24 protein-coding genes are annotated in these 23,311 nt (G+C 68.8%); 11 read left to right on the forward strand and 13 right to left on the reverse strand.

Features of this window, described 5'->3' with window-relative positions; all coding sequences use genetic code 11:
• Positions 1-98 precede the first annotated feature (98 nt).
• Positions 99-332 (reverse strand): hypothetical protein, encoded by a 234-nt coding sequence (locus tag AC5RV3_RS11640; RefSeq protein WP_494122266.1) that lies wholly within the window; start codon positions 330-332, stop codon positions 99-101.
• A 95-nt stretch (positions 333-427) separates the two neighbouring features.
• Complete coding sequence (locus AC5RV3_RS11645; RefSeq protein WP_494122267.1) at positions 428-1,630, reverse strand: ROK family transcriptional regulator; 1,203 nt, start codon at positions 1,628-1,630, stop codon at positions 428-430.
• A 125-nt stretch (positions 1,631-1,755) separates the two neighbouring features.
• Between AC5RV3_RS11645 and AC5RV3_RS11650 the strand changes: the two genes are divergently transcribed.
• The 8 genes from AC5RV3_RS11650 to nadE all read left to right on the forward strand — a co-directional run bounded on the left by AC5RV3_RS11650 (position 1,756) and on the right by nadE (position 11,358).
• The gene (locus tag AC5RV3_RS11650) at positions 1,756-3,480 is read left to right on the forward strand and encodes a sugar ABC transporter ATP-binding protein (RefSeq protein ID WP_494122268.1); all 1,725 of its coding nucleotides are present in this window, start codon (positions 1,756-1,758) and stop codon (positions 3,478-3,480) included.
• On the forward strand, positions 3,477-4,526 hold the full coding sequence (locus AC5RV3_RS11655) for an ABC transporter permease (RefSeq protein WP_494122269.1): 1,050 nt from the start codon (positions 3,477-3,479) through the stop codon (positions 4,524-4,526). Before AC5RV3_RS11650 ends, AC5RV3_RS11655 begins: the two co-directional genes overlap by 4 nt.
• Positions 4,523-5,629, forward strand: coding sequence for an ABC transporter permease (locus AC5RV3_RS11660; protein WP_494122270.1), 1,107 nt, complete (start codon positions 4,523-4,525; stop codon positions 5,627-5,629). The genes AC5RV3_RS11655 and AC5RV3_RS11660 overlap by 4 nt, the downstream gene beginning before the upstream one ends.
• Before the next feature lies 1 nt (position 5,630).
• Positions 5,631-6,866, forward strand: coding sequence for a substrate-binding domain-containing protein (locus AC5RV3_RS11665; protein ID WP_494122271.1), 1,236 nt, complete (start codon positions 5,631-5,633; stop codon positions 6,864-6,866).
• A gap of 205 nt (positions 6,867-7,071) precedes the next feature.
• Entirely contained in the window at positions 7,072-7,920 is an 849-nt protein-coding gene (locus AC5RV3_RS11670) for a sugar phosphate isomerase/epimerase family protein (RefSeq protein ID WP_494122272.1), read from the forward strand.
• An 86-nt stretch (positions 7,921-8,006) separates the two neighbouring features.
• Complete coding sequence (locus AC5RV3_RS11675) at positions 8,007-9,200, forward strand: Gfo/Idh/MocA family protein (RefSeq protein WP_494122273.1); 1,194 nt, start codon at positions 8,007-8,009, stop codon at positions 9,198-9,200.
• Entirely contained in the window at positions 9,190-10,185 is a 996-nt protein-coding gene (locus tag AC5RV3_RS11680) for a sugar phosphate isomerase/epimerase family protein (protein ID WP_494111059.1), read from the forward strand. Before AC5RV3_RS11675 ends, AC5RV3_RS11680 begins: the two co-directional genes overlap by 11 nt.
• 348 nt (positions 10,186-10,533) lie before the next feature.
• On the forward strand, positions 10,534-11,358 hold the full coding sequence (nadE, locus tag AC5RV3_RS11685; protein WP_494122274.1) for an NAD(+) synthase: 825 nt from the start codon (positions 10,534-10,536) through the stop codon (positions 11,356-11,358).
• A 146-nt stretch (positions 11,359-11,504) separates the two neighbouring features.
• Here nadE and AC5RV3_RS11690 read toward each other — a convergent pair whose 3' ends face one another.
• Positions 11,505-12,107 (reverse strand): uracil-DNA glycosylase, encoded by a 603-nt coding sequence (locus AC5RV3_RS11690; protein WP_494122275.1) that lies wholly within the window; start codon positions 12,105-12,107, stop codon positions 11,505-11,507.
• 171 nt (positions 12,108-12,278) lie between these two features.
• Between AC5RV3_RS11690 and AC5RV3_RS11695 the strand changes: the two genes are divergently transcribed.
• Together AC5RV3_RS11695 and AC5RV3_RS11700 are read left to right on the forward strand one after the other, a co-directional pair.
• Positions 12,279-13,082, forward strand: a complete 804-nt coding sequence (locus AC5RV3_RS11695; RefSeq protein WP_494122276.1) for an exodeoxyribonuclease III — start codon at positions 12,279-12,281, stop codon at positions 13,080-13,082.
• 1 nt (position 13,083) lies between these two features.
• Positions 13,084-13,908 carry a DUF8083 family protein gene (locus tag AC5RV3_RS11700; RefSeq protein WP_494002000.1) on the forward strand — a complete coding sequence of 275 codons (825 nt, stop codon included), beginning with the start codon at positions 13,084-13,086 and terminating at the stop codon, positions 13,906-13,908.
• Between the two features lie 25 nt (positions 13,909-13,933).
• Here the strand turns inward: AC5RV3_RS11700 and AC5RV3_RS11705 are convergent, their stop codons facing one another.
• The 4 genes from AC5RV3_RS11705 to AC5RV3_RS11720 all read right to left on the reverse strand — a co-directional run bounded on the left by AC5RV3_RS11705 (position 13,934) and on the right by AC5RV3_RS11720 (position 18,317).
• Positions 13,934-14,944 (reverse strand): LacI family DNA-binding transcriptional regulator, encoded by a 1,011-nt coding sequence (locus tag AC5RV3_RS11705; RefSeq protein ID WP_494122277.1) that lies wholly within the window; start codon positions 14,942-14,944, stop codon positions 13,934-13,936.
• 7 nt (positions 14,945-14,951) lie between these two features.
• The gene (locus tag AC5RV3_RS11710) at positions 14,952-15,908 is read right to left on the reverse strand and encodes a carbohydrate ABC transporter permease (protein ID WP_494122278.1); all 957 of its coding nucleotides are present in this window, start codon (positions 15,906-15,908) and stop codon (positions 14,952-14,954) included.
• On the reverse strand, positions 15,905-16,870 hold the full coding sequence (locus AC5RV3_RS11715; RefSeq protein ID WP_494111052.1) for a carbohydrate ABC transporter permease: 966 nt from the start codon (positions 16,868-16,870) through the stop codon (positions 15,905-15,907). Before AC5RV3_RS11715 ends, AC5RV3_RS11710 begins: the two co-directional genes overlap by 4 nt.
• 97 nt (positions 16,871-16,967) lie before the next feature.
• Positions 16,968-18,317: an ABC transporter substrate-binding protein gene (locus tag AC5RV3_RS11720; RefSeq protein WP_494122279.1), complete on the reverse strand. Its 1,350-nt coding sequence runs from the start codon at positions 18,315-18,317 to the stop codon at positions 16,968-16,970.
• Between the two features lie 242 nt (positions 18,318-18,559).
• Here AC5RV3_RS11720 and AC5RV3_RS11725 point away from each other — a divergent pair, with 242 nt between their 5' ends.
• Positions 18,560-20,413 (forward strand): glycoside hydrolase family 13 protein, encoded by a 1,854-nt coding sequence (locus AC5RV3_RS11725; RefSeq protein WP_494122280.1) that lies wholly within the window; start codon positions 18,560-18,562, stop codon positions 20,411-20,413.
• Here AC5RV3_RS11725 and AC5RV3_RS11730 read toward each other — a convergent pair.
• Genes AC5RV3_RS11730 through AC5RV3_RS11755 form a run of 6 tightly spaced genes read right to left on the reverse strand, consistent with a single transcriptional unit; the run spans position 20,410 to position 23,157 of the window.
• A complete protein-coding gene (locus tag AC5RV3_RS11730) occupies positions 20,410-21,021 on the reverse strand; it encodes a hypothetical protein (protein ID WP_494111049.1) in 612 nt (203 codons plus the stop codon). The two genes, AC5RV3_RS11725 and AC5RV3_RS11730, sit on opposite strands and share 4 nt — an antisense overlap.
• Complete coding sequence (locus tag AC5RV3_RS11735; protein ID WP_494111048.1) at positions 21,018-21,635, reverse strand: hypothetical protein; 618 nt, start codon at positions 21,633-21,635, stop codon at positions 21,018-21,020. The genes AC5RV3_RS11730 and AC5RV3_RS11735 overlap by 4 nt, the downstream gene beginning before the upstream one ends.
• Positions 21,632-22,096 (reverse strand): hypothetical protein, encoded by a 465-nt coding sequence (locus tag AC5RV3_RS11740; protein ID WP_494122281.1) that lies wholly within the window; start codon positions 22,094-22,096, stop codon positions 21,632-21,634. The genes AC5RV3_RS11735 and AC5RV3_RS11740 overlap by 4 nt, the downstream gene beginning before the upstream one ends.
• The gene (locus AC5RV3_RS11745) at positions 22,093-22,284 is read right to left on the reverse strand and encodes a hypothetical protein (RefSeq protein WP_494122282.1); all 192 of its coding nucleotides are present in this window, start codon (positions 22,282-22,284) and stop codon (positions 22,093-22,095) included. Before AC5RV3_RS11745 ends, AC5RV3_RS11740 begins: the two co-directional genes overlap by 4 nt.
• Positions 22,285-22,315: 31 nt before the next feature.
• On the reverse strand, positions 22,316-22,855 hold the full coding sequence (locus AC5RV3_RS11750) for an Asp23/Gls24 family envelope stress response protein (protein ID WP_494122283.1): 540 nt from the start codon (positions 22,853-22,855) through the stop codon (positions 22,316-22,318).
• 47 nt (positions 22,856-22,902) lie between these two features.
• Complete coding sequence (locus AC5RV3_RS11755) at positions 22,903-23,157, reverse strand: hypothetical protein (protein WP_494111044.1); 255 nt, start codon at positions 23,155-23,157, stop codon at positions 22,903-22,905.
• Between the last annotated feature and the right edge of the window lie 154 nt (positions 23,158-23,311).

Consider the following 23,311-nt stretch of genomic DNA (forward strand, 5'->3'; position numbering starts at 1 on the left):
GCACCGGGAATCCATGACAGGTCGTGCGGCCCCCGGGCGGGGCCAGACCCGACGTCGCCGGACGCCGACCGGACGCAGGAGGACGGTGCCCGAGCCGGTCAGAGCCCGCGGACCAGCAGGTTCGGGTGCAGTTGTTCCCAGCCCTCGTCGCCCTCTTCCGCCAACGCCCGGACGCTGCCCGGCGCCACGCGCAGGACCTCAACCCCGCCCGCCAGCTTGTCATCCGGGCCGGCGGGGGCTTCCAGCGCGCCGATTCCGGACTTCGAAGCCCCGCAGCCGGCGAGTGCCAGCAGGACGGCGGCGCCGGCCGCCAGCCTGGTCAGTGTTCGCATGGCGCCCCAGCCCCTCGATAGACGTGTTGTCTCACGCTAGCCGCGGAGGCACGCGGCCGGGAGGCCAACCCCGTTACGAAACGATAACTTCGCAGTCAGGCGGACGCGGCCGCTTCGATCGCTTCGGGCGAGAGCACGTGCCCGATCGCCAGCGCCACCGCCCCCAGCACGCCGGCGCGCTGCCCGGCCACGGACGGGGCGATCCGCAAATGCTCGGTCGCCAGCGGCAGCGAGCGCCGGTAGACCACTTCCCGGATCCCGGCCAACAGGTGCTCGCCCGCCTGCGCCAGCCGCCCGCCGATCACGATGACCGACGGGTTGACCAGATTCACGCAGGTGGCCAGCACGTCGCCAATGTCCCGGCCGGCCTGGCGCACCGCCTGAATCGCCTGCGGGTCGCCGGCGCGCACCAGATCGATCACGTCCTGGCTGCTTTCGGCCTTCTTTCCCTGGGCCGAGAGCACGGCCGCCAGGGCCGGCCCGCCGGCGAGCGCCTCGAGGCAGCCGGTGTTCCCGCACCGGCACACCACGTCGTCGCCCCGGGGCACGCGCACATGCCCCAGGTCCCCGGCGGTTCCCTGGGCGCCGCGCTGCAGCTGCCCGGAGGAAATGATGCCCGCCCCGATCCCCGTGGCCACCTTGATCAGCATCAGGTCGGCGGTGTCGGGCCAGGCCATGGCCTGCTCACCCAGCGCCATGATGTTGACGTCGTTGTCCACCAAGACCGGCACGGCGAAATGCTGCTGCACGAGTGCCGGGACGTTCACCCGGTCCCAGCCGGGCATGATCGGCGGATTGATGGGCCGTCCCGTGTCATGTTCGACCGGTCCCGGCAGCCCGATGCCGAACGCGCCCAGATCCGCCGCACTCCGCCCGGCGTCCTTCAGCAGCCGCGCTACGGCGTCGGTCAACCAACCCAGCACAATGTCCGGGCCGCTGGCGATGCTCAGCTCGGCGCGCTCCTCGGCCAGCACGTCGCCGGAGAGGTCGGCCACGACGACCCGGGCGTGCGTGGCGCCGAGGTCGGCGCCGATCACCAGGCGGGCGGCCGGGTTGAGCGCGAACAACGATGGCGGCCTTCCGCCGGTGGAGGTCGCTCCCCCAATGGGGGCAATAAGCCCCAGCCGCATCAACGAGTCCACGCGGGCGGTCACCGTGGACCTCGCCAGGCCGGTCAACTGCGCCAGCTCTGCCCGGGTGCGCGGCTGGCCGTCGCGCAGCAGTTGGAATACCTCGCTTGCTCCGGCGGCCGGCTGGGTGGCCAGGCGCTGCGGCGGGGCGACATCGGACTTCAACACGCTTTCAGTACAGCACGCACCACTTCTGTTTGTCTCTAGCGAAACTAACTATTCGTGCTCAGACAACTTTTGCCTGACTCTCGACAAAACTATGTGACCCGTGCCACAGTGAGTGGGTGGAGCAGATGAGCAACACTGTGCCCGACAGCGGCGCCGGACGGGGGAAACCCGTTCTTGAGGTCCGCGGCCTGACCAAGAGCTTTTTCGGCAATCCCGTTCTGCAGGACGCGTCACTGACGCTGCATGCCGGCGAGGTCCACGGCGTCGTCGGGGAAAACGGGGCAGGTAAGTCGACCCTGATGAAGATCCTGGCGGGCGTGTACCAGCGCGACTCTGGAACGGTGCTGCTGGACGGCCAAAGCGTCCAGTTCAGCCATCCCACCCAGGCGCACGAAGCCGGCCTGTCCTCTGTCTTCCAGGAATTCAACCTGCTGCCGGACCGCACGGTGGCGGAGAACATCTTCCTGGGCCGCGAGCCCCGCAAGGGCCTGCTGGTCAACCGCGCCAAGATGAACGCCGCCACCGCGGAACTGCTGGAGTCGCTGGGCATCGGCTCCATCCGTCCCACGGCGCTGGTCCGGTCGCTCTCCGTGGCCGAGCAGCAGATCGTCGAGATCGCCAAGGCCGTCAGCTACGACGCCCGGATCATTTCCATGGACGAGCCGACCGCCGCGTTGTCCGGGCCGGAAGTGTCCCTGTTGTACGGGATCGTGCGGAGGCTGGCCGAACGCGGCACCGGCATCCTCTACGTCTCGCACCGGCTGCGCGAGGTTTTTGACCTCTGTCAGACCATCACCGTGCTCAAGGACGGGCGGATCGTGGGAACCAAACCGGCCGCCGAACTCGACGATGCCTCGCTGGTGCGAATGATGGTCGGCCGCCCCATCTCCGCCTATTTCCCGGACAAGCTCCCGGCCGCGCCCGCGGCGGCAGGCCCCGATACCAATGCCCCGTTGCTCGAACTCGCCGACGCCGGCAACGACCAGCTGGACGGCATCAGCCTGCGCCTCATGCCCGGCGAGATCGTCGGCATCGCCGGCCTGCAAGGCTCCGGCCGCACCGAACTGCTGCAGGCGATCTTCGGCGCCGCCCCGTTCAACCGCGGCAGCATGCAGCTGGACGGACGTCCGATCCGTCCGCATTCTCCCCGCCAAGCGGTGCGGCACGGCGTCGCGCTTATCACCGAGGACCGCAAGGCGCAGGGCCTGAGCCTCAACCAGTCCCTGCTGGACAACGCGCTGGGAGTGGTCCGCGCCGTGTTCCCCAAGCGAACCGCCACGGTGCGCCGCGCCGTCGCCGGGTCGTTCAGCGCGCTGGAGGTCGTCGCCCGGGACCTGGATCAGGAGGTGCAGTACCTCTCCGGCGGCAACCAGCAGAAGATCGTTTTGGCCAAGTGGCTGGCGGTGTCCCCGGGCGTGGTGCTGCTGGACGAACCGACCCGGGGCATCGACGTCGGGGCCAAGGTGGCGGTGTACCGGCTGATGCGCCAACTGGCGGCCGAGGGGAAGGGCGTCCTGATGGTTTCCAGCGAGCTGCCCGAGGTGATCGGGATGTCCGACCGGATCCTGGTGATGCGCGACGGACAAATTGCCGGCGAGCTGCCGGCCGGCGCCACCGAGGAGGAAATCCTGCGGCTGGCCACCGGCGCGCGGGTCCCGGGCGCCGTCTCGGACGGCTCGCCGCCGGCTCCGGATAACGACGACGGTGCCCCGCTTCCGGACACAGGGAGCGACGGCGGGGACCGTCGCGCGGATGCGGGGCACGACGGCGGTGCCCGCCTTGGAGACGCAGGGCGCGGCGGCGGCTCGCACCTCGCGGAGGACCGCGGCACCACGGGAGGGACACCATGACGACCACGCAAACCCCAACCCGAACCAGGCGGGCACGGGCGGGCGGCGGCTTCTTCGCGCGGCTGACCTCCACCCAGATCGTGTACCTGGTGGCCCTGCTGACCCTGATCGCCGGCAGCATTTTGGTGGCCACGGCCGGCCGGAACTTCTTCAGCCCGGGCAACATCTCCGCCATTCTGACCGGCACCAGCGTGCTGGGCTTCATCGCCATCGGCCAGACCCTGGTGATCCTGGTCGGCAGCCTGGATCTCTCGGTGCCCTACGTGACCAGCCTGGCCAGCCTGATAGCGGCCGGGGTGATGGCCAACCGGAGCGAAAACGTGCCGGCAGCCGTGCTGCTGGCACTGGGTGTCTCCGCCGTCATCGGCCTGGCCAACGGACTGATTGTCGCCGGCCTCAAGGTGCACGGCTTCATTGCCACGCTCGGCATGGGCCTGCTGATCAGCGGCTATCTGGGCACCAACTACAAGGGCAGTTTCGGCCAGACCCCGTTCTCCTTCCGGCTGATCGGCGCCACCGGCATAGGGCCGGTGCCGATCTCCACGCTCATCATGCTCGCCTGCGCCGCCCTCGTGCTGCTGATGCTGCACCGCACCCGCATGGGCCACCACATCTACGCCGTCGGCGGCGACAGCAACGTGGCCCGGATGTCCGGCATCCGCGTGCCGGGTGCGGTGATCACCGCGCACGTCATCTGCTCCACTCTCTCCGGCATGGCCGGACTGCTGCTGGCCAGCCGGCTGGGCGTCGGCAGCCCAACCGTGGGCTCGCAAGGCGGCTATGACCTGCTTTCGATTGCCGCCGTCGTCCTGGGCGGGACCCTGCTGGCCGGCGGCAAGGGCTCCGTGACAGGGACCCTGGGCGGCGTGCTGATCTTCGCGATGCTGGACAACATCATGTCCGTGCTCCAGATCAACCCGTTCCTGAAGGACGTGGTCCGCGGCGTGGTGATCGTGGTCGCCGTCGCCGTCTATGCCCGCCGCACCATCGTCGCCCGGCCGCCGCGCTACGGGCACGGCGGCCAACAGCAGGAGGCGCAGGCATGAGCACAGTTCTGGACTCGGAGGCCGGCGGCAGGGTCCTGCAGCAGAACCGGGCCGGCCTCGGCCAACGCTTCCTGCGCGGCCTGCGGACTCCCGGCGGCGGCATCTTCGTGCTCCTGGCCGCACTGCTGGTCGCCATCATCATCCTGAACCCGTCGTTCGGCGAGCCCGGGTCCTTCATCCGCTTCATCGGCCGGACCGCGCCGATTGCGATCGCCGCCATCGGGCAGTACTTCGTGATCGTTTCCGGCGAGTTCGATCTGTCCATGGGATCGGTAGTGACCATGCAGGTGATCGTGGCCGGCAACCTGATCGGCCAGGACGACGCCAAGGTCATGCCGGTGCTCGCGCTGATGTTCGTCCTCGGGGCGCTCATCGGGCTCATCAATGGCCTGGTCACCACCTTGCTCAAGGTCCCCAGCTTCATTGTCACCCTGGGCATGATGCTGGCGCTGCTGGGCCTGGTGCTCAACTGGACCGGCGGCGCCGCCCAGGGCAACCCGGCGGACAGCTTCCGGCAAATCGGCCGCGGCGGCATCGAAAACGTGCCGGTGCTGGAGGTCATCCCCTATCCGGTCATCATCCTGGCGGCCGTCGCCGTGCTCGCCGTCTGGATGATGCGCCGGCCCTACGGGAGCACCCTGGTCGCCGTCGGCGACAACGACGTGGCCGCAGCCCTGACCGGCGCCCGGGTCTGGTGGGTGCGCACGCGGGCCTTCATGCTTTCGTCGCTCGCCGCCACCGTCTCGGGAATCCTGCTCGTCGGCTATGCCGGGGTCCATCCGTCGGTGGGCCAAGGCTACGAGTTCACGGCGATCACCGCCGTCGTCCTGGGAGGGGTCGTGCTGGGCGGCGGCCGCGGCTGGGTGCTCTCGGCCGCAGCCGGCGCGTTCGCCCTTGAGTTGCTGTTCACGCTGCTGAACTTCCTGGGCGTGGCGTCGACCTGGCGGGATACCGTGCAGGGCGCCATCATCATCGTCGCTGTTGCTGCCGCCGCGCAGTCCTGGCAGCGCAAGCGGCGCGGGGGCTCTGCGGCCGCGCATTCCGAACAACACATCATCGCGGCACCAGAGCCCGCTGAGGGCACCGACAAGGGAGGGAACTGACATGACGGGAAAGCGTCTAAGTACCGCGGTCGCGCTCACAGCGGCCGCGTCGTTAATAGCCATGACCGGCTGCACCACCGATCCGTCCATCACCGAGGAGACCGGCGGCCCCGGCGGCGCGGCCAGCCCGTCACCGGCGGAAACCACCGAGGCCTCCACGGAATGGTTCGACCAGGCCGTCTACGACGAACAGTTCGAACAGCGGACGGCGGAATTCCAGGGCGATCCGGAGCAGCCGTGGCTTCAGTACATCGACGGCGAGATGACCGACACCGCCGACTTCGCCTCCGAGGGCGCCAAGAAGGTCTGCTTCGCCAACGCGTCGATTTCCAACCCGTGGCGGCAGACCGGCTGGATCACCATGAACCAGCAGTTGCAGGTGCTGCAGGACGAGGGCGTGATTTCCGAGATGGAAACCCGCGACGCGCAGGACGACTCGAACACCCAGATTGCCGACATCGATTACTTCATCAGTGAAGGCGACTGCGACGCGTTCATCATCTCGCCGAACGCTACCGCGGCGCTGACGCCGGCGGTGGAGCGCGCCTGCGAGACCGGCAAGCCCGTTGTGGTGTTCGACCGCGGCGTGGAAACCGACTGCGCCACCACGTTCATCCACCCGATCGGCGGATTCGCCTGGGGCATCGACACCGCCAACTTCCTGAGCGAACGGCTGCAGGAAGGCGACAAGGTGGTGGCACTGCGCATCCTGCCCGGCGTGGATGTGCTGGAGCAGCGCTGGGCGGCGGCGGAGAAGATCTTCGAGGAGAACGGAATCGAAGCCACCGATTACTTCACCGGCGCGGACCCGACCGAGATCAAGAAGATCATCTCCGACGAGCTCGCTACCGGCGATGTCCAGGGTGTCTGGATGGATGCCGGCGACGGCGCGGTGGCTGCGATCGAGGCGTTCGAGGACGCTGGCAAGGACCTGCCGGTCATGACCGGCGAGGACGAGCTGAGCTTCCTGCGCAAGTGGAAGGACACCGGCATCGACGCGCTGGCTCCGGTCTACTCCAACTTCCAGTGGCGCACGCCGCTGCTGGCCGTGCAGAAGATCTTCGCCGGCGAGGAAATCCCGGCCGAGTGGGTGCTGCCGCAGGTTCCGATCCCGGCCGACGAGCTGGACGACTGGCTGGAACGCAACGACGGCATGCCGGACGGCCACTACGCCAAGTTCGGCGGCGAGGACCTGCCGGGCTACCCGGAGGTCTGGCAGCAACGCCAGATTCCGTAGAACTTGCGGGCCGGCCGGGCCCGGGGAGGGTGCCCGGCCGGCCCGCAACTGCCGGTTCGGACATCCGTCGGGAGCCCGGCGCGAGCCGGGCACCGATGGCGCGGCCCGCCAGATTCCGCGGGACCCCGTACGCGCCGGCGCGACAGCGTCCTGCGGCAACCGGACGATGTCCCCACCAGCAGCCGCAGACAAAGGAGAAGGATCAATGGACCGGCCGATCGGCATCAACACCTGGGTGTGGCAGTCGCCGCTGCGCGACGCCGAACTGCCCGGGCTGCTGGCGAAGATCGCCGGCATGGGCTTTGACGGCGTCGAACTGCCGCTGGAGAACACCGGCGACTTCACCGCCGACACCGCCCGGGACGCCCTCGCGGCCACGGGCCTGAAGCCCTACATCGTGGGCGCCATGGCACCCGGCCGCGAATTGGTCCTGGCCGACGCCGGGTCGGTGCAGGCAACCCAGGACTATCTGGCGGCCTGCATCGACCTGGCACACGACGTCGGCGCGCCGGCGGTGTGCGGTCCGTTCTACTCCAGCACGGGGCGCGTGTGGCGGATCGACGCCGAAGACCGCGCCGAAGCGTACCGCCAGCTGCGGGAGAACCTGGCGCCGCTGGCCGCCCAAGCCGAGGCGGCCGGCGTCGTACTGGGAATTGAGCCGCTCAACCGGTACGAGACCTCGCTGGTCAACACCGTGGAACAGGCGCTCGACGCGCTGGGACCGCTGCTCGGCCACGGGGTGGGGCTGGCGCTGGACAGCTACCACCTGAACATCGAAGAACGCTCCAGCGCCGCCGCCATCCGCGCCGCCGGTGAGCACCTGGTCCATCTGCAGGTGTGCGGCAACGACCGCGGGGCGCCGGGCGGCGACCAGACCGACTGGCCGGCGCTGGTCAAGGCGCTGGACGACGTGGGCTACGCCGGCCCGTTGAACATCGAGAGTTTCACCGCGGACAACGCGGCCATCGCGACGGCCGCATCGATCTGGCGACCGCTGGCGCCGAGCCAGGATCAACTGGCAGCGGACGGGCTGGCATTCCTGCGCAGCCTCTAGCCCGTTCCCGAGTCGGGGTGCAGCCCGGGCCCGGAGGGCAGCCCATCCCGCCGCACCACCGACCGACGAGCACGAAGGAGAAGACGATGACCGCCAATCCGGAGTCGCCGCCGCTGGGGGTGGCGGTGCTGGGACATGCCTTCATGGGCAAGGCGCACTCCAATGCCTGGCGCAACGTGTCCGCGTTCTATCCCGGTGGGCCGGCTGTGGCCCGGCGGGTCCTGGTCGGCCGGAATGCCGACGGGGTGGCCACGGACGCGGCCCGGTATGGCTGGGCGGAGGGCTCCACGGACTGGCGTGCCGTGCTCGAGCGCGACGACGTGCAGATCGTGGACATCTGCACCCCGGGCCACCTGCATGCCGACCTGGCCGTGGCAGCGCTGGAGGCGGGCAAACACGTGCTGGTGGAGAAGCCGCTGGCCAACTCGGTGGCCGAAGCAGAGCGCATGGCGGCCGTGGCCCGCGCCGCCGGAGCGGCCGGCGTCCGCTCGATGGTCGGCTTCAACTACCGGCGGGTGCCGGCGCTGGCCCTGGCGCGTCAATTGATCGCCGAGGGCAGGATCGGCGCCGTGCGGCAGGTGCGCGTCGCCTACCTGCAGGACTGGCTGGCGGACGACTCCGCCCCGATGACCTGGCGGTTGCGCCGGGAGACCGCCGGCTCCGGGGCGCTCGGCGACCTGGCTTCGCACGCGGTGGACCAGATCCACTTCCTGCTCTGCGCGCGGGTCACGTCGGTCTCCGCGACGCTCAACACGTTCGTCGAAACCCGGCAGGGACCGGACGGACCCGAACCGGTGACGGTCGACGACGCCGCGTGGGCCACCCTGCGGCTCGACTCCGGCGCGGTCGCCAGCCTGGAGGTCAGCCGGATGGCCGCGGGCCGCAAGAACGCGCTGCGGATCGAGGTCTACGGGTCCGCCGGGCACCTGGCCTTCGACCTGGAGCGGCTCAACGAGCTCTCCTATTACGACGCCGGTGCCCCGCCGGGGCTCGCGGGTGCGGCGAGGATTCTGGTCACCGAGGAGACGCACCCCTACCTGCAGGCCTGGTGGCCGCCCGGTCACGTGCTCGGCTGGGACCACACGTTCACCAGCCAGGCCGCCGATTTCCTGGCCGCGGTGGCAACCGGCCGGGCGCCCAGCCCAAGCTTCGAGGACGGCCTGGCGGTGCAAAAGGTGCTGGACGCCATGGTGCGCAGCGCCGCGCAGGCGGGCGCCGCCGTCGTCCTTTCCGAAACCGACACCCGCGCCGACTACGCAGGAGCAACCGATGGCACGTAATTTCACGCTGTTCACCGGCCAGTGGGCGGACCTGCCCCTGGAGAAGGTGGCGGAACTGGCCGCGGGCTGGGGCTACGACGGCCTGGAGATCGCGGTGTCCGGGGACCACCTAGATGCGTGGCGCTGGGACGACGACGACTACATCGCCGACCGGCTCGGCATCCTGGAGCGCTACGGGTTGCGGGTGTGGGCGATCTCCAACCATCTGAGGGGCCAGGCGGTGTGCGACGACCCGATCGACTTCCGCCACCAGGCGATCGTCGGGGCACGCGTGTGGGGCGACGGCGAGCCGGAGGGCGTGCGGACGCGGGCGGCCGAGGAGATGAAGCACACCGCGCGGCTGGCACAGCGGCTCGGGGTGAAGACCGTGGTGGGATTCACCGGGTCCTCGATCTGGCAGTACGTGGCAATGTTTCCGCCGGTTTCCGCCGATGTGATCGACGCTGGCTACCGGGACTTCGCCGACCGGTGGAACCCCATCCTGGACGTGTTCGACGAGTGCGGGGTGCGGTTCGCGCACGAGATCCACCCCTCCGAGATCGCGTACGACTACTGGTCGACGGTGCGGGCGCTGGAGGCCCTGGGGCACCGCGAGGCGTTCGGCATCAACTGGGATCCGAGCCACATGATGTGGCAGGACATCGACCCGGTGTCGCTGATCTGGGACTTCAAGGACCGGATCTACCATGTGGACTGCAAGGACACGAAGCTGCGGATCACCGGGCGCAACACGCGGCTGGGGTCGCATCTGCCGTGGGGCGACCCGCGGCGCGGCTGGGACTTCGTCTCCACAGGGCGCGGCGACGTGCCGTGGGAGGCCAGCTTCCGCGCCCTGGCGGCCATCGGGTACGACGGGCCAATCTCGGTGGAGTGGGAAGACGCCGGCATGGACCGGTTGCAGGGGGCGCCGGAAGCCCTCCGGTTCCTCAAGCGGTTCGACTTCGATCCGCCGCAGTCCTCCTTCGACGCCGCGTTTAAGCAGTAGGGACGGCGCGGGGTGGCACCATGGCCGACCCGTTCGCTCCCAGGTATGGGCCTAACTTCCCACGTCTAAGAACCCCGCAAGCCGCTGACCTGCGGCGATGCCGGAAGCATATTCAATGGGTGGGAGCGAAAGTGCTCCCTGCCTGCTGCCAGCCCCCTGCCTCCCGAACACGCTGGCTGTCCAGGTTCAACAGGAATTGTCCACGTTCTGGAAACCGATACGGCCCTGACCTGCGGCGATGCCGAACGGCCGCCCAAAACAAGGACAACCGGGCCCCCTGGCTTGAGCCGCGCTGACCTGCCCGCCGGATTCTCTGCAGCTGGCCAGGACCTTTAGTAGGCTGTGGCCATGCGCGAACTCCAGGCCACGATCATTGACGAACTGGGCGTCCAGCCCTCCATCGACCCGTCGCAGGAAGTCGCACGGCGCGTCGGATTTTTGAAGGACTACCTCAAGACCAGCGGCTCCAGAGGCTTTGTGCTGGGCATCAGCGGCGGCGTCGACTCCAGCCTCGCCGGCAAGCTGGCCCAACTGGCGGTCGACGAACTCGAAGCAGAAGGCGTCGAAGCCAACTTCGTCGCGGTGCGCCTGCCCTACGGGGTCCAGCACGATGAAGCCGACGCGCAGGCAGCCATGGATTTCATCCGGCCGAAAACCTCGTGGACGTTCAACATCAAGTCGGCGGTCGACGGCTTCGAAGCCGAATTCACGACGACGACCGGCGAGGAGATCACCGACTTCAACAAGGGCAACATCAAGGCCCGGGCCCGGATGATGGCCCAGTACGCGCTGGCCGGCCAGCACAACTACCTGGTGCTGGGCACGGACCACGGCGCCGAGTCGGTTACCGGCTTCTTCACCAAGTTCGGCGACGGCGCGGCCGACGTGCTGCCCCTGTTCGGGCTCAACAAGCGCCAAAACCGTCAGCTCTTGGAGCACCTTGGTGCCAGCGACCAGGTGGCGCACAAGGTCCCCACGGCAGACCTGCTGGACACCACGCCCGGCCGCACCGACGAGGACGAGCTGGGCATCAGTTACGACCACATCGACGACTACCTTGAGGGACGCGCGATCCCCGACGAGGTCGCCGAAAAGATCGAGCAGCGCTACCTGATGACCCGGCACAAGCGGACCACGCCGGTGTCAATCCTCGACAAATGGTGGCGGGGCTAGGCCGAACCGTCACGCGGCGGAGCGCTGCTGGCCAAAGCCTTTGACACCGTCGGCCCGGGCACCCGCTGACCCGTCAGCCGGCCAGGTAAAGCGCAGCCTGCCCGCTGAACCGTCACCCGGCCAAGCGCAGCCGGCCCGCTGAAGCGTCAGCCGACCAGGCTCTTCGCCCGCATCACGGCCTTCCGGAACTCTTCCTGGTTCTTCCTGCTGATCATCGCCCTGCCACCGGGGCTGGGCGCCTTGATGACGGTCGGGCGGGTGAACGCGCCCATGTGCTTCGTCCACTGGGTCTTGGTGAAGGTCCCGCACAGCACGACGGCTTGGAGACGAGGCAGCAGCCCCAGGACGGACTTCAGTGCCTTGACCCCGGCGATTGTCTGGACGGCTGTCGGTTCGGCGCCGTCGAGGAAAAACGGCACCGTATTCCAGAGGAGGACTCCCTCGTGCAGCCCCGCTTCCCGGCGTTCGTTCCAGCACCGCTCCGCCGCTTGGTCGGGGTTGTCTACTGAAACGAATCCCGGCCCCTCTGGAGTGACCGTTTGGCTCCCGGGGCTATCGAGCAGAAAGAGCACCCGCGCCTCAACGCCTGCATCCGCCGGGTCAAAATGCGGGACGGGCTCCGTGCGGGTCGGCGCATAGGCGTCCCGCCATTCCTCAAGCTTCTGTATGGACGGCTCGGACGACAGCATGGCTTGCCGCCGCTGCCGTTCGAGTGGATCTGCTAAAGACTGCGGCTTATCAGCAAACATCTGTCCAACATACCCCGAAGCCATAACCCCGTTGGAGGTCGGACGGCGAGCCCCGCCGCCCTGAGCGGCGAGCCCGGTCACCCCGAGCGGCGAGCCCAGCCGCCCCGAACGGCGAGCCCAGCCGGCCCGAGCGGCGAGCACAGCCTGCCGCCGTTGGGTAACGTAGCTGTTGTGAAGATTGCTACCTGGAATGTGAACTCGATCCGTGCCCGCGCCGACCGCGTTGAGTCCTGGCTGCAGCGCTCCGACGTGGACGTGCTGGCCATTCAGGAGACCAAGGCCAAGGATGAGAACTTCCCGTGGGACCTGTTCGAGAAGAACGGTTACGAGGTGGCGCACTTCGGCCTGAACCAGTGGAACGGCGTGGCCATCGCCTCCCGCGTGGGCCTGGATGACGTGGTCCGGACCTTTGACGGCCAGCCGCACTTCGGCAAGTCGGAGGACAGCGCCGCCGCCGAGGCCCGCGCGATCGGGGCGACGTGCGGCGGCGTGCGGGTGTGGAGCCTGTATGTGCCCAACGGCCGGGCGGTCAACGATCCGCACATGCCCTACAAACTGAATTGGCTCAAGGCCCTCAAGGAAGAGGCCGCCGGCTGGGTCCAGGAGGACCCGACGCTCAACGTCGCGCTCATGGGCGACTGGAACATCGCCCCGACGGACGACGACGTCTGGGACATCGCTTGGTTCCGCGCGCAGAACGCCACGCACGTGACCGAACCCGAGCGGGCCGCCTTCCGCGCGTTCGAAGAAGCCGGATTCGTCGACGTCGTCCGCCCGTACACGCCCGGGCCCGGCGTCTACACCTACTGGGACTACACGCAGCTGCGCTTCCCCAAGAAGGAAGGCATGCGCATCGACTTCATCCTGGCCTCCCCGGCGCTGGCCGCGCGGGTCACCGGGGCGATGATCGACCGCGAAGAGCGCAAGGGCAAGGGCGCCTCGGACCACGCGCCGGTCATCGCGGAGCTGGACTGAGATGAAGTTCCCGTACGTCTCCTACCTGCGGGTCTTCGAACCGCTGGATGTGTTCGACGACGATCAGCAGCTGCTCATCATGAGCCAGCGCGGCCGCGGCCGGGACGTGACGGAGGATCTGGACCGCGGTGACTCGCTGCGCCGGATCACGCGCACGGTGTCGGACCCGTTTCCGCACTCCAGCGACGACCTGATCCGGGTCCTGCATTATCCGACGCCCGAGGGCATCACCACGCCGCGGTACTGCCCCAACCAGCTGGCGGTCCGCAGCACCCTGGCCGCCGAATCGCTCTCCAGCAGCCTGCGCGATCCGCTGCTGGGGCTGCTGGTGCCCGAAGCGGCGCGGGACGCCCAGCAGTCCCGGCTGGACCCGGACAACTTCGTGGACGCACTGGCCAAGCTGCACACGCGCAGCTCCACCTGGGGCATCCCGTTCGGCTGGTTCGTGCTGTTCCGCGAGGACGACCACACCGAAAAGGTGGAGAGCGACCACACGCTGCAAACGGTCCGTCTGGCCGCCCCGGTCCCGCAGTGCATCGACCGGGCCCGTTACGCAGCGGCTTCCCTGGCCCTCGCCGCCCCGGGCCTGGACCTGCTGGAAGAACTGACCGAGCTGACCGAGTGGCTGGAAACCTTCACCGCGGACGGCATCGTGGAGCTGGATTACGGCCGCGTGGCCGAACTGGTCTACCCGGACGAATCGCCCTCGGACGTGCACGCCGGCATCGAATCGCTGGCCGACGGCGACATGACCGGCGCCGCCGCCGCGTACCGCCGCCTCGCCGGCCGCTGGATCAAGATCCGCCAACTCGCCCGCGCGTCCTGACCGCCGGCATGACGCCGGCCGACAATTACGACGACGGCGGCGCGGTCGAGGCCCGGACCACCAGCTCGTGGGGCTGGATCCGCGGCACGTCCAGCCGCGCCTTCCCCTGCAGTTCGGCCAGCAGCAGCCGCGCCGCGTAAGCCCCCTGCTCGTCCGGCCGTTGCCGGACGGTCGTCAGCCCCATCGGCTCGGCGAACTCGTGGTCGTCGATTCCCACCACGGAAACGTCCTCGGGGACCCGCAGGCCGCGCTCCTGCGCGGCCCTCAGCGCGCCGAAGGCCATCTCGTCCGCGGAGGCGAAGATCGCCGTCGGCCGTTCCCCGGGGGTATCGAGCAGCGTGCCGGCGGCAATCCTGCCGCCGGCGAACCGGAAGTCCCCCATGGCCAGCCATTCCGGCCGCACCCGCAGCCCGTGCCGGGCCATCGTGTCCCGGAAGGCCAGCTCGCGCCGGCGCGGCACATCCAAGTCGATCCCGTAGGCACCGCCGCCCTGCAGGTGCGCGATCCGCGTATGCCCCAGCCCGATGAGATGCTCGACGGCTTCGGCGGCCGCGGCGTTGTCATCCACACTCACGCTGCGCAAGCCGTCCACCTGGCCGCCCACGATCACGTTCGGATACTCCAGCGCCTGCAGCGCGGCCAGTTCGTCCGGGGTCAGCTGCATGCACATCACCAGCAGCGCGTCGATCCGCTTGCGCAGCATGGACCGGTGGAACACCCGTTCGCGGTTGATGCCGGTGCCGCCCAGGCTGAACACGATCAGATCGTAGCCGGCCGCCCGCAACACACGGTCCACGCCTTCCAGCGCGGACGCGAAGTACCACCGGTCGATCACCGGCAGCAGCACGCCCATGGCCCTCGTGCGGCCGGAGGCCAGGTGGGCCGCGGACGACGACGGCACGTAGCCCAGCGAGTCCGCTGTCGCCAGCACGCGGTCGCGGGTGTCCGTGGAGACCCCGGACAATCCGCGGAGGGCACGGGAAACCGTTGCGGTCGAGACGCCGGCGGCCCGCGCGACGTCGTCGATCCCGGTCACGGTGCGCTCACCCCTTAAGGCCACCAGCCAGCAGGCCGCGGACAAAGTAGCGCTGCAGGCCGAAGAACACCGCAAGCGGCACGATCATGGAAACGAAGGCGCCGGCGGTCAACCGGTGCCACTCGTCGCCGCGGGTGCCCGTCAGCTCGGCCAGCCGCTGGGTAATCGGGGCGACGTCGGCCGTGCCTCCGGAGAACACCAGCGCCACCAGCAGGTCGTTCCAGACCCACAGGAACTGGAAAATGCCGAAGGATGCGATCGCCGGCACGGACAGCGGCAGGATGATCCGCCAGAAGATCGTTGCGTGCCCGGCGCCGTCCACCCGCGCCGCCTCGATGACCTCACCCGGGATCTCGGAGATGAAGTTGTGCAGCAGGAAGATGGCCAGCGGCAGCGCGAAGATGGTGTGCGCGATCCACAGCTGGGCGTAGGTTCCGGCCGGCAGCACCTGGAACTCGCCGATCTTGAGGTTGATGAACAGCGAGAGCAGCGGGATCAGCGCCATCTGCAGCGGCACGATCTGCAGCGCGAACACGACGATGAACAAGGTGTCCTTGCCGCGGAACCTGCCCCAGGCGAAGACGTAGGCCGCCATCGAAGCGATCACCAGGGGAATCAGGGTGCCCGGGATGACGATCGCCAGCGAGTTGATGAAGTACTGGCCCAGGTTGGACGCGGACCCGCCTTGGGAGGCCAGCACGTCGGTGTAGTTCTTGGTGGTGAACTGCAGGTCGCCCAGGATGTTCCACCAGCCGTTGGCCTGGATGTTGTCTTCCGGGCGCAGCGAGGAAATGAACAGGCCGAAGGTCGGCACGGTCCAGATGACGGCGATGATGATCGCCGCGGCGGTGGCCCCGCGCGAGGTCAGGCGCTGCTTCACCCGCCGGGTGATCGGGATCTGCTGTTCGGTGGTGCTGGCCAGGACGGCGTCGGGAGCGGTCGGGACGGCAGGCGTTGCGCTCATCGGATTTCCCTCTGCTTCTTCAGCTGCCGGGCGTTGTAGATGACGATCGGCAGCACCATCAGGAACAGGATCAATGCCAGCGCGGCGCCGCGTCCGGGCTCATTGGCGCGGAACGCCTGCGTGTACATCTCGTTGGCCACCACCGATGTTTCGAAGTTCCCCGCGGTCATCGTCCGCACAATGTCGAAGACCTTCAGCGTGCCGATCGTGATGGTGGTGACCACCACGATCAACGCCCCCCGGATGGACGGGATGGTGATGGAGCGGAACTGCTGCCAGGCGCTGGCCCCGTCCAGCCGGGCCGCCTCCACGATTTCGGTGGGGATGCCCTTGATTGCCGCGGAGAGGATCACCATGGCGAAGCCGGTCTGGATCCAGACCATCACCGCGATCAGGAAGAACGTGTTCTCCGGCGCGTCCAGCAGGAACTGCTTGGGTTCGCCGCCGAACCAGACCAAAACCTGGTTCAGCAGGCCGATCTGTTCGCGTTCGCCGCCGCGGTACGTGTACATGAATTTCCAGATCACGCCGGCGCCCACCATGGAGATGGCCATCGGCATGAACACCAGCGCCTTCAGCGCCTTCTCGCCGCGCGCCCGGTCGATGAACACCGCGTAGGCCAGGCCGATGCCGGTGGACAGCAGCGGCACCAGGACGACCCACAGCAGCGTGTTGCGCAGCGTGACCAGCGCCTCGGGTTGGGTGAACATCCACACGAAGTTGTCCAGGCCGTTCGGCGTTCCGGTGCGGTCCGTGAACGCCAGGTACGTGGTTTGGATGGCCGGCCACACCAACCCAATGGCCAGGAGTACGACGGCGGGGGCCAGGAATCCGATGATCGTCGCCTTATCGCGGAACGACTTCGGGGCCCGGTCCACCAACAGCATGATCAAGGCGATGATCGCGGCGAAGACCGCCAGGGCGATCGCCACCTGCACGAGCTTCTCGCCAACGTCCTCCATGGCACTTGCCTCCTTGGTGCGTGGAAGGGACAGACCGTGCCGGGCCGCACCGCCTGCATCGGGTCACAGGCGGTGCGGCCGGGCTGTCGGTACCGGTTTAGTCCTTGGGCCAGCTGGCTTCGATGGAGTCCACGACCTCTTGCGTCGACTTGCCGTTGATCCACTCCACGATGCCGCTCCAGAAGGAGTTGGCGCCCACCGCGCCCGGCATCAGGTCCGAACCGTCGAACCGGAAGGTGGTGTCCTCCGACTGCAGCAGTTCGATGGACTGGCGGTCCAGGTCGCTGGCGGCCAGCGCCGGGTCGAGGCCCTTGTTGGCGCTGATCGCGGCGCCCTGCTCCACCCGGTTGTTGGCGAACTCCGCCGAGGCCATGAACTGCAGGTAGGCCGAGACCTCTTCGCTTTCGGTGTAGGCGGCCACGAACTCGCCGCCGCCGGTGATGGCGCTGGCGCCGGCCTCCTGGCCGGGAGTGATGAACGCCCAGACGTCGCCGTCCTCAGCCACGTTGGTGCCTTCCGGCCAGTTGGCGGCCTGGAACGTGGCCTGGTGGTGCATGGCGCAGGTACCGTCGATCACCGGGATGCCGCCGTCGTCCACCGAGGTGGAGATGATCGAGCGGACGTCGCCGATGCCGCCGTTGACGTAGTCCTCGTTCTTCAGGATGTCGCCGACGGCGTCGAACGCCTCGGCCACCTGCGGGTCGTTGAACGGGATCTCGTGGTTGACCCACTGGTCGTACACGTCCGGTCCGGCCTGGCGCAGCAGCGCGTCCTCGATCCAGTCGGTGCCCGGCCAGCCGGTGGCCTCGCCGGACTCGAACCCGGCGCACCAGGGCTTCATGGTGCCCTCGTCGGCGATGGTCTGGGTGAGTTCCATCATCTCGTCCCAGGTCTGCGGAACCTCCCAGCCCTTTTCCTGGAAGGTAGCCGGAACGTACCAGACGTAGCCCTTCACGCTGGCCAGCATGGGGGCGGCGTAAAAGGTGCCGTCCACGGTGCCGTAGGTCTTCCAGTCCTCGGACCAGTTCTCGTCGACCAGGTCGGACACCTCCTGCGGCGCGGGCTTCAGGTAGCCGGCCTCGGCCTGGGCGGCCAGCAGGCCGGGCTGCGGGAAGATCGCCACGTCCGGCGGGTTGCCGGCCTGGGCGCGGACGCCGATCTGCGTCTCGAACTCGTTGGATCCCTCGTACACCACGTCGATCCCGGTGCACTCCTCAAAGTCCACCCAGGAGTTCTCCAGCAGATCCTGCTCGGCATCGGTGATGGTCGAGTAGACGCTGACCTCGGCGCCGTCAAAGGTGCCGTAGGCCTCGTAGGCGGCACAGTCTGCGGCGGGCGCCGGTGACTCCTCGGATTCTGTCCCTCCCCCACAGGCGGAAAGTGTCAGTGCCATGGCGCCGAGCGCTGCCACCGGCAGAACGGCCTTTCTGGAGCGTGCAAAGTGCATGATGTGACTCCTTTGTCCGGTGGCCCCGAGAGAGCTGAACAGGTCAGAGTGCAGCCACCAAGTACCCATCTGATAACTCGTAACGTAAACGCTTACAGAGTGTGTCGCAAGGCACATTTTCGGGGCGGTGGCCTTCGATGCCGAATCGTGATCTGCGCCGCATCCGCGGTCTGTGCTGCCTGTTCGGCTGCAATGATCATTAGGCTGGAAGTGGTCCTGACCCCCCGAGTCAAGGAGAGCCAATGACCGCAGCAACCGTTCCCTGGTGGCGCGACGCCGTCATCTACCAGATCTATCCGCGCTCCTTCGCCGACCATAACGGCGACGGAATGGGCGACCTGGCCGGAATCAGCGCCAAGATCCCCTACCTGAAGAACCTGGGGGTGGACGCCATCTGGCTGTCGCCCTTCTACGTCTCCCCGCAAAACGATGCGGGCTACGACGTTGCCGACTACCGCGACGTCGACCCGCTGTTCGGCAGCCTGGACGACTTCGACTCGCTGCTGGCACGCACCCACGAGCTCGGCATGCGGGTGATTGTCGACCTGGTGCCGAACCACACGTCCGACCGGCACGAATGGTTCGTGAGCGCGCTGACCTCCGAGGCGGGAGCGCCGGAACGTGCCCGCTACATCTTCCGCGACGGCAGGGGCCCGGACGGCAATGAGCCGCCCAACAACTGGCAGTCGGTATTCGGCGGCGATGCCTGGACCCGGATCACCGAATCCGACGGCACGCCCGGCCAGTGGTACCTCCACCTGTTCGATTCCACGCAGCCGGACCTGAACTGGGAGAACCCGGAGGTCCGGGCCGAAATGGTCTCCGTGCTGCGGTTCTGGCTGGACCGCGGCGTGGACGGCTTCCGGATCGACGTGGCCCATGGCCTGGTCAAGGCCGAGGGCCTGCCGGATTGGGCGGCCAAGACCTCGATGGTGGCCGGTAGCGAGCGGCTCCCGGGCGAAGACGCGCTGCCCGGCGGCGACGGGGCGGCGGTCGGCCAACCCGCCGGCGCCTCGCCCACCCCCGATGCCCGTGCCTCCGGGGAACAGGTCCTGGAACCAGCCGGGGCGGATGCCCCCGGAGCGGCGGCACAACAGGTATCTGCGCTGCCGGAGGCCGGCGTCCATCCGGAGACTCCGCCCTACTTCGACCAGGACGGCGTGCACGAGATCTACCGCGAGTGGCACAAGGTCTTGGCCGAGTACGACGGCGACCGCATGCTGGTGGCCGAAGCGTGGGTCGAGCCGGTCGAGCGGCTCTTTGCCTACGTCCGCCCCGACGAAATGCAACAGGCCTTCAACTTCGATTTCCTGCTCGCGGGCTGGGATGCCCGGCGGATGGCCCGCAGCATCGAGGATTCGCTGGCCGCTGCAGCTTCAGTGGGTGCACCGAGCACCTGGGTGCTGTCCAATCACGACACCGTCCGCCACAGCACCCGCTACGGCCTGGCCGACCCCACCACCTTTCCCAAGGGCATTGGCCCCGGCGACGAACAGCCCGACGAGGAACTCGGTCACGCCCGCGGTCGCGCCGCTGCGCTGGTGATGCTGGCCCTGCCCGGCTCCGCCTACATCTACCAGGGCGATGAGCTCGGCCTTCCGGAGCACACCACCCTGCCGGAGGAAGTGCGCCAGGACCCGGCGTTCTTCCGCACCGGCGGCGAAGAGCGGGGCCGCGACGGCTGCCGGGTGCCGATTCCCTGGCGCGCGGAGGCGCACGGCTACGGCTGGGGCTCCACCCAACATGAACCGTGGCTGCCGCAGCCCGAGAGCTTCGCGCGCTATGCGGTGGACCAGCAGGTGGGAGTAGCCGCTTCCACCTACGAGTTGTATCGGGCGGCGCTGCGCCTGCGTGCGGAGCAGAAGCTGGGCCAGGGCAGCGTGGAGTGGGCCGCGGAGCACGATCCGGCGTCGGGAGTCCTCAGCTACCGCAACGGGACACTGCAGGTGCTGGCCAACCTGGGCAGTTCCGCCATCCGGCTGCCCGCGGGGGCCTCCATGGTCCTGGCCTCGCAGGAGGGCGCGGTCGCCAACGGGTTGCTGGAGCCCAACGGGGCCGCCTGGCTGACGCCCGCCGCCGACGGGCAGTCCGCCTAGCGGACGCGGTCGGCGCGGACCAGCCGCGAGCGCGCGCCGGCCACCAGGTGGATGACCACCGGGAAGCTGATCCCGATGGTCAGGTCCAGCGCTTCGACGAGGTCGGAGACTTCGTCCGCCACGGCCTGCGGGGATACCCCGAGGCGCGGAACCACCCGGACGCGCAGGCCTCCGCCGCCCTCGTAGTCGTAGGCGGTGACCGTTGCCTGCAGGATGCTGTCGCGTTCCCGCAGTGCGTCGCGGAGCGCCTGCTCGGCCACGGCGGCACTCAGCCGGACGGCGCCGGGTTCGCCTGCGCCGTCGTAGTCAGCGGCGATGGTGCCGGTGCGGCCCTTGCCCTGCTGGGCGGCCCACGCGATCATCAGCAGCACCATCAGGAGCAGCACCAGCGCCACCACAATCCACAGCCAGCTGTCCCGCTGTCCGGGCAAGGTGGCCGCGTCCAGCACCGTCCGCAGGTTGGCGCCGGCCTGTTCCGTGGCGGCGTGCCACCAGCCGGCGAGCGCGGGAACCAGTGCCAGCGCCAACGCGGTGCCGCCGGCCAGCATGAGCAGCAGCCCCAGAAGGGTGATCAGGATACGGTTCAGTGTCCGGGGCGTTTGGTTCACTGTCCCACCACCCCGGAACTGGAAACGAACACGCGCACCTGCGGAACCGGACTGATCCGCGCCCTGCGGACCTCGTCCTCCACCGCCGCCTGGACGGCATCCGCTTCCACCGGCTGGCCGGAGGTTGGCCGGAGCCGGACGTCCACCACGCCGCGCGAGACGACCACCAGCACCTGCTCGCGCGTCACTTGCGCCTCGATGCGGGCACGCCGCGCCAGCGACGCGGCGATGACTTCATCGTCCACCACCACCACGCCGCGGCGGCCGGGAATGCGGTGCCGGTGCAGGTGTCCGGGGAGCACGCCCTGCAGGAAGAAGAGCAGACCCAAGAACAGGATCAGCGCACCGGAGGCGCCCAGGACGGTGGGCGCGATGTTCCCCGGCAGTTGGTGGATCCAGCCGGCCATCTCTTCCGGCGAGGCCAACCACGGGCGCTGCCCGATCGACTTCAACGCCGCTTCGAGCAGCAGGTAAAGGCAGGCCAACGCGACGAGAACCGCGGCGATCACTGCTGCGGTAGCGCGGGAACTGCGCAGTTCGCGGCCGGCCAGGCGCTCGTCGGCCGGGCGCTGGTCAGCCGATCGCTCGCCGGTTTTGAGGTTGGTGCTGCTCACCGGACCCGGCCTCCTTCCTGCACGCGGATGCCGGTGACCCTAATGTCCACCCGGCTCAACTTCGAACCGCTGATCCGGGAGATTCTCTCCAGGATGGTTCCCTTGGCGGCGTGTGCCCGGTCCCAGACCGATCCGCCAAAGCCGTCCACCAGGTGCGGGTCCCGCACCACCCGGTTCAGCGAAGGAATGCCCATGGGAAGCGCCAGGGACAAGGCGAGGGAACCGGCATCGTCGCGCCACGTCGCGCGGATCAGGCCCGGTGAAATTCCCAACAGCTCTGCCGCAACCCCCTGCGCGGTGCTGGTCAACGCCTGCGTGCTGACGCGGGTGTGTCCGGCGTAGCGTCGCCCGGGCGGCCCGGCGGGGAGCGACGCCGGGGGCGGTGAGTACGGGCGGTCCGCGAGCGGCGGTCCTTCCGGGCGGGGAGGCATCTCGTCGGCGTCCACAACGGGGTCCGTCATGAAGACGAGCGGCGTCCGGTCAGCGCATCGCGGATGCTGCGCCAGTCAAGCTTGCCCTCCGCGGCGCGGCCCAGCAAGGCCCCCACGATCAGGAAGACCGCCATCAGCAGGAAGCCCCAGAAGTCAAAAACCAACGCGGCCCACGCCAGCACTGCGCCGACGGCCATGCCGACTACCGTGTAGCTCATCCTTGCTCCTCTCGCCGTCCCGAACATCCTGCTACTGGGCGCCCTGTCGGACAGGCTTCTCGGCCGGCGCCTTGGCGTCCAGGCCGGGCACGTGGACGTCGTTGATCTCCACGTTCACCTCGATCACGTCCAGCCCCACCAATTGCTCGACGGCGGTGTACACAGCCGCGCGTACGCCGCCCGCCAGTTCCTGCAACGGCTTGCCGTAAACGGCCACCAGGCTGATGTCCACGGCAACCTGCGTCTGGCCGACCTCCACATGGACGCCCTGGCCGGCGTCGCTGCCGCCCACGACGTCCCGCAGCGCACTCAGCGCACGGGCTGTGCCGCTGCCCAGCGCGTAGACCCCCGGGACGGAGCGGGCGGCAACGGCCGCGACCTTGGCCACGGCGGCTTCGGAAATGGTGGTGCGGCCGGGAGCGTCCGGGATGCCAACGGCTGCAGCCTGGTCCGGGTCCACGGCTGCCTCCCCGGACGGCAGTCCGCCCGGGACCCCGACGGGTGCGGTGACAGGGTGTGCCCCGGGCGATACTCCGGCGGACGGGGCAGCCGGCCGATCCTCGTTGTGCATCTGTTCTCCCCTGACGCTGTGATGACTCTCAGGGCAAGCCTAACGCCTCATTCCCCGCAGTGTTCGGCCAGCCAGTCCTCCACCGGTTGCAGGGCGTCGGCAAACCCGGCGGCGTCGAAGTGGCCGGTTGCAGCTGCGTGGTCCAGCTGGTCCTCCACCCGGTCCAGGTCGTCGCCCAGCCGAGGCGGAACGCCGCGGCTGAATTCGTCCAGCTCCTCCTGCAGCGCCTTCAGGTCAGAGTCCTCCACGCCGGTCATGAAGCCGAGCGGGACCAGCAGCAGGGAGGCGACGTTTGCGGCCACGGCGGCACAAGCGTGGTCCCGGCTTTCGTAGTTTCCCCAGTCAGTGGCGCCTCCGTCGGATCCCCCGCTTTCGCCGGCGGGGCCAGCGGAGTCCGACGGCGGTGCCTGGCCGGGCGATGCCGTAGCGGGTTGTTCAGTGGCGGGGGCTGGTGCC

The sequence above is a fragment of the Arthrobacter sp. Y3221114 genome (assembly GCF_059092625.1).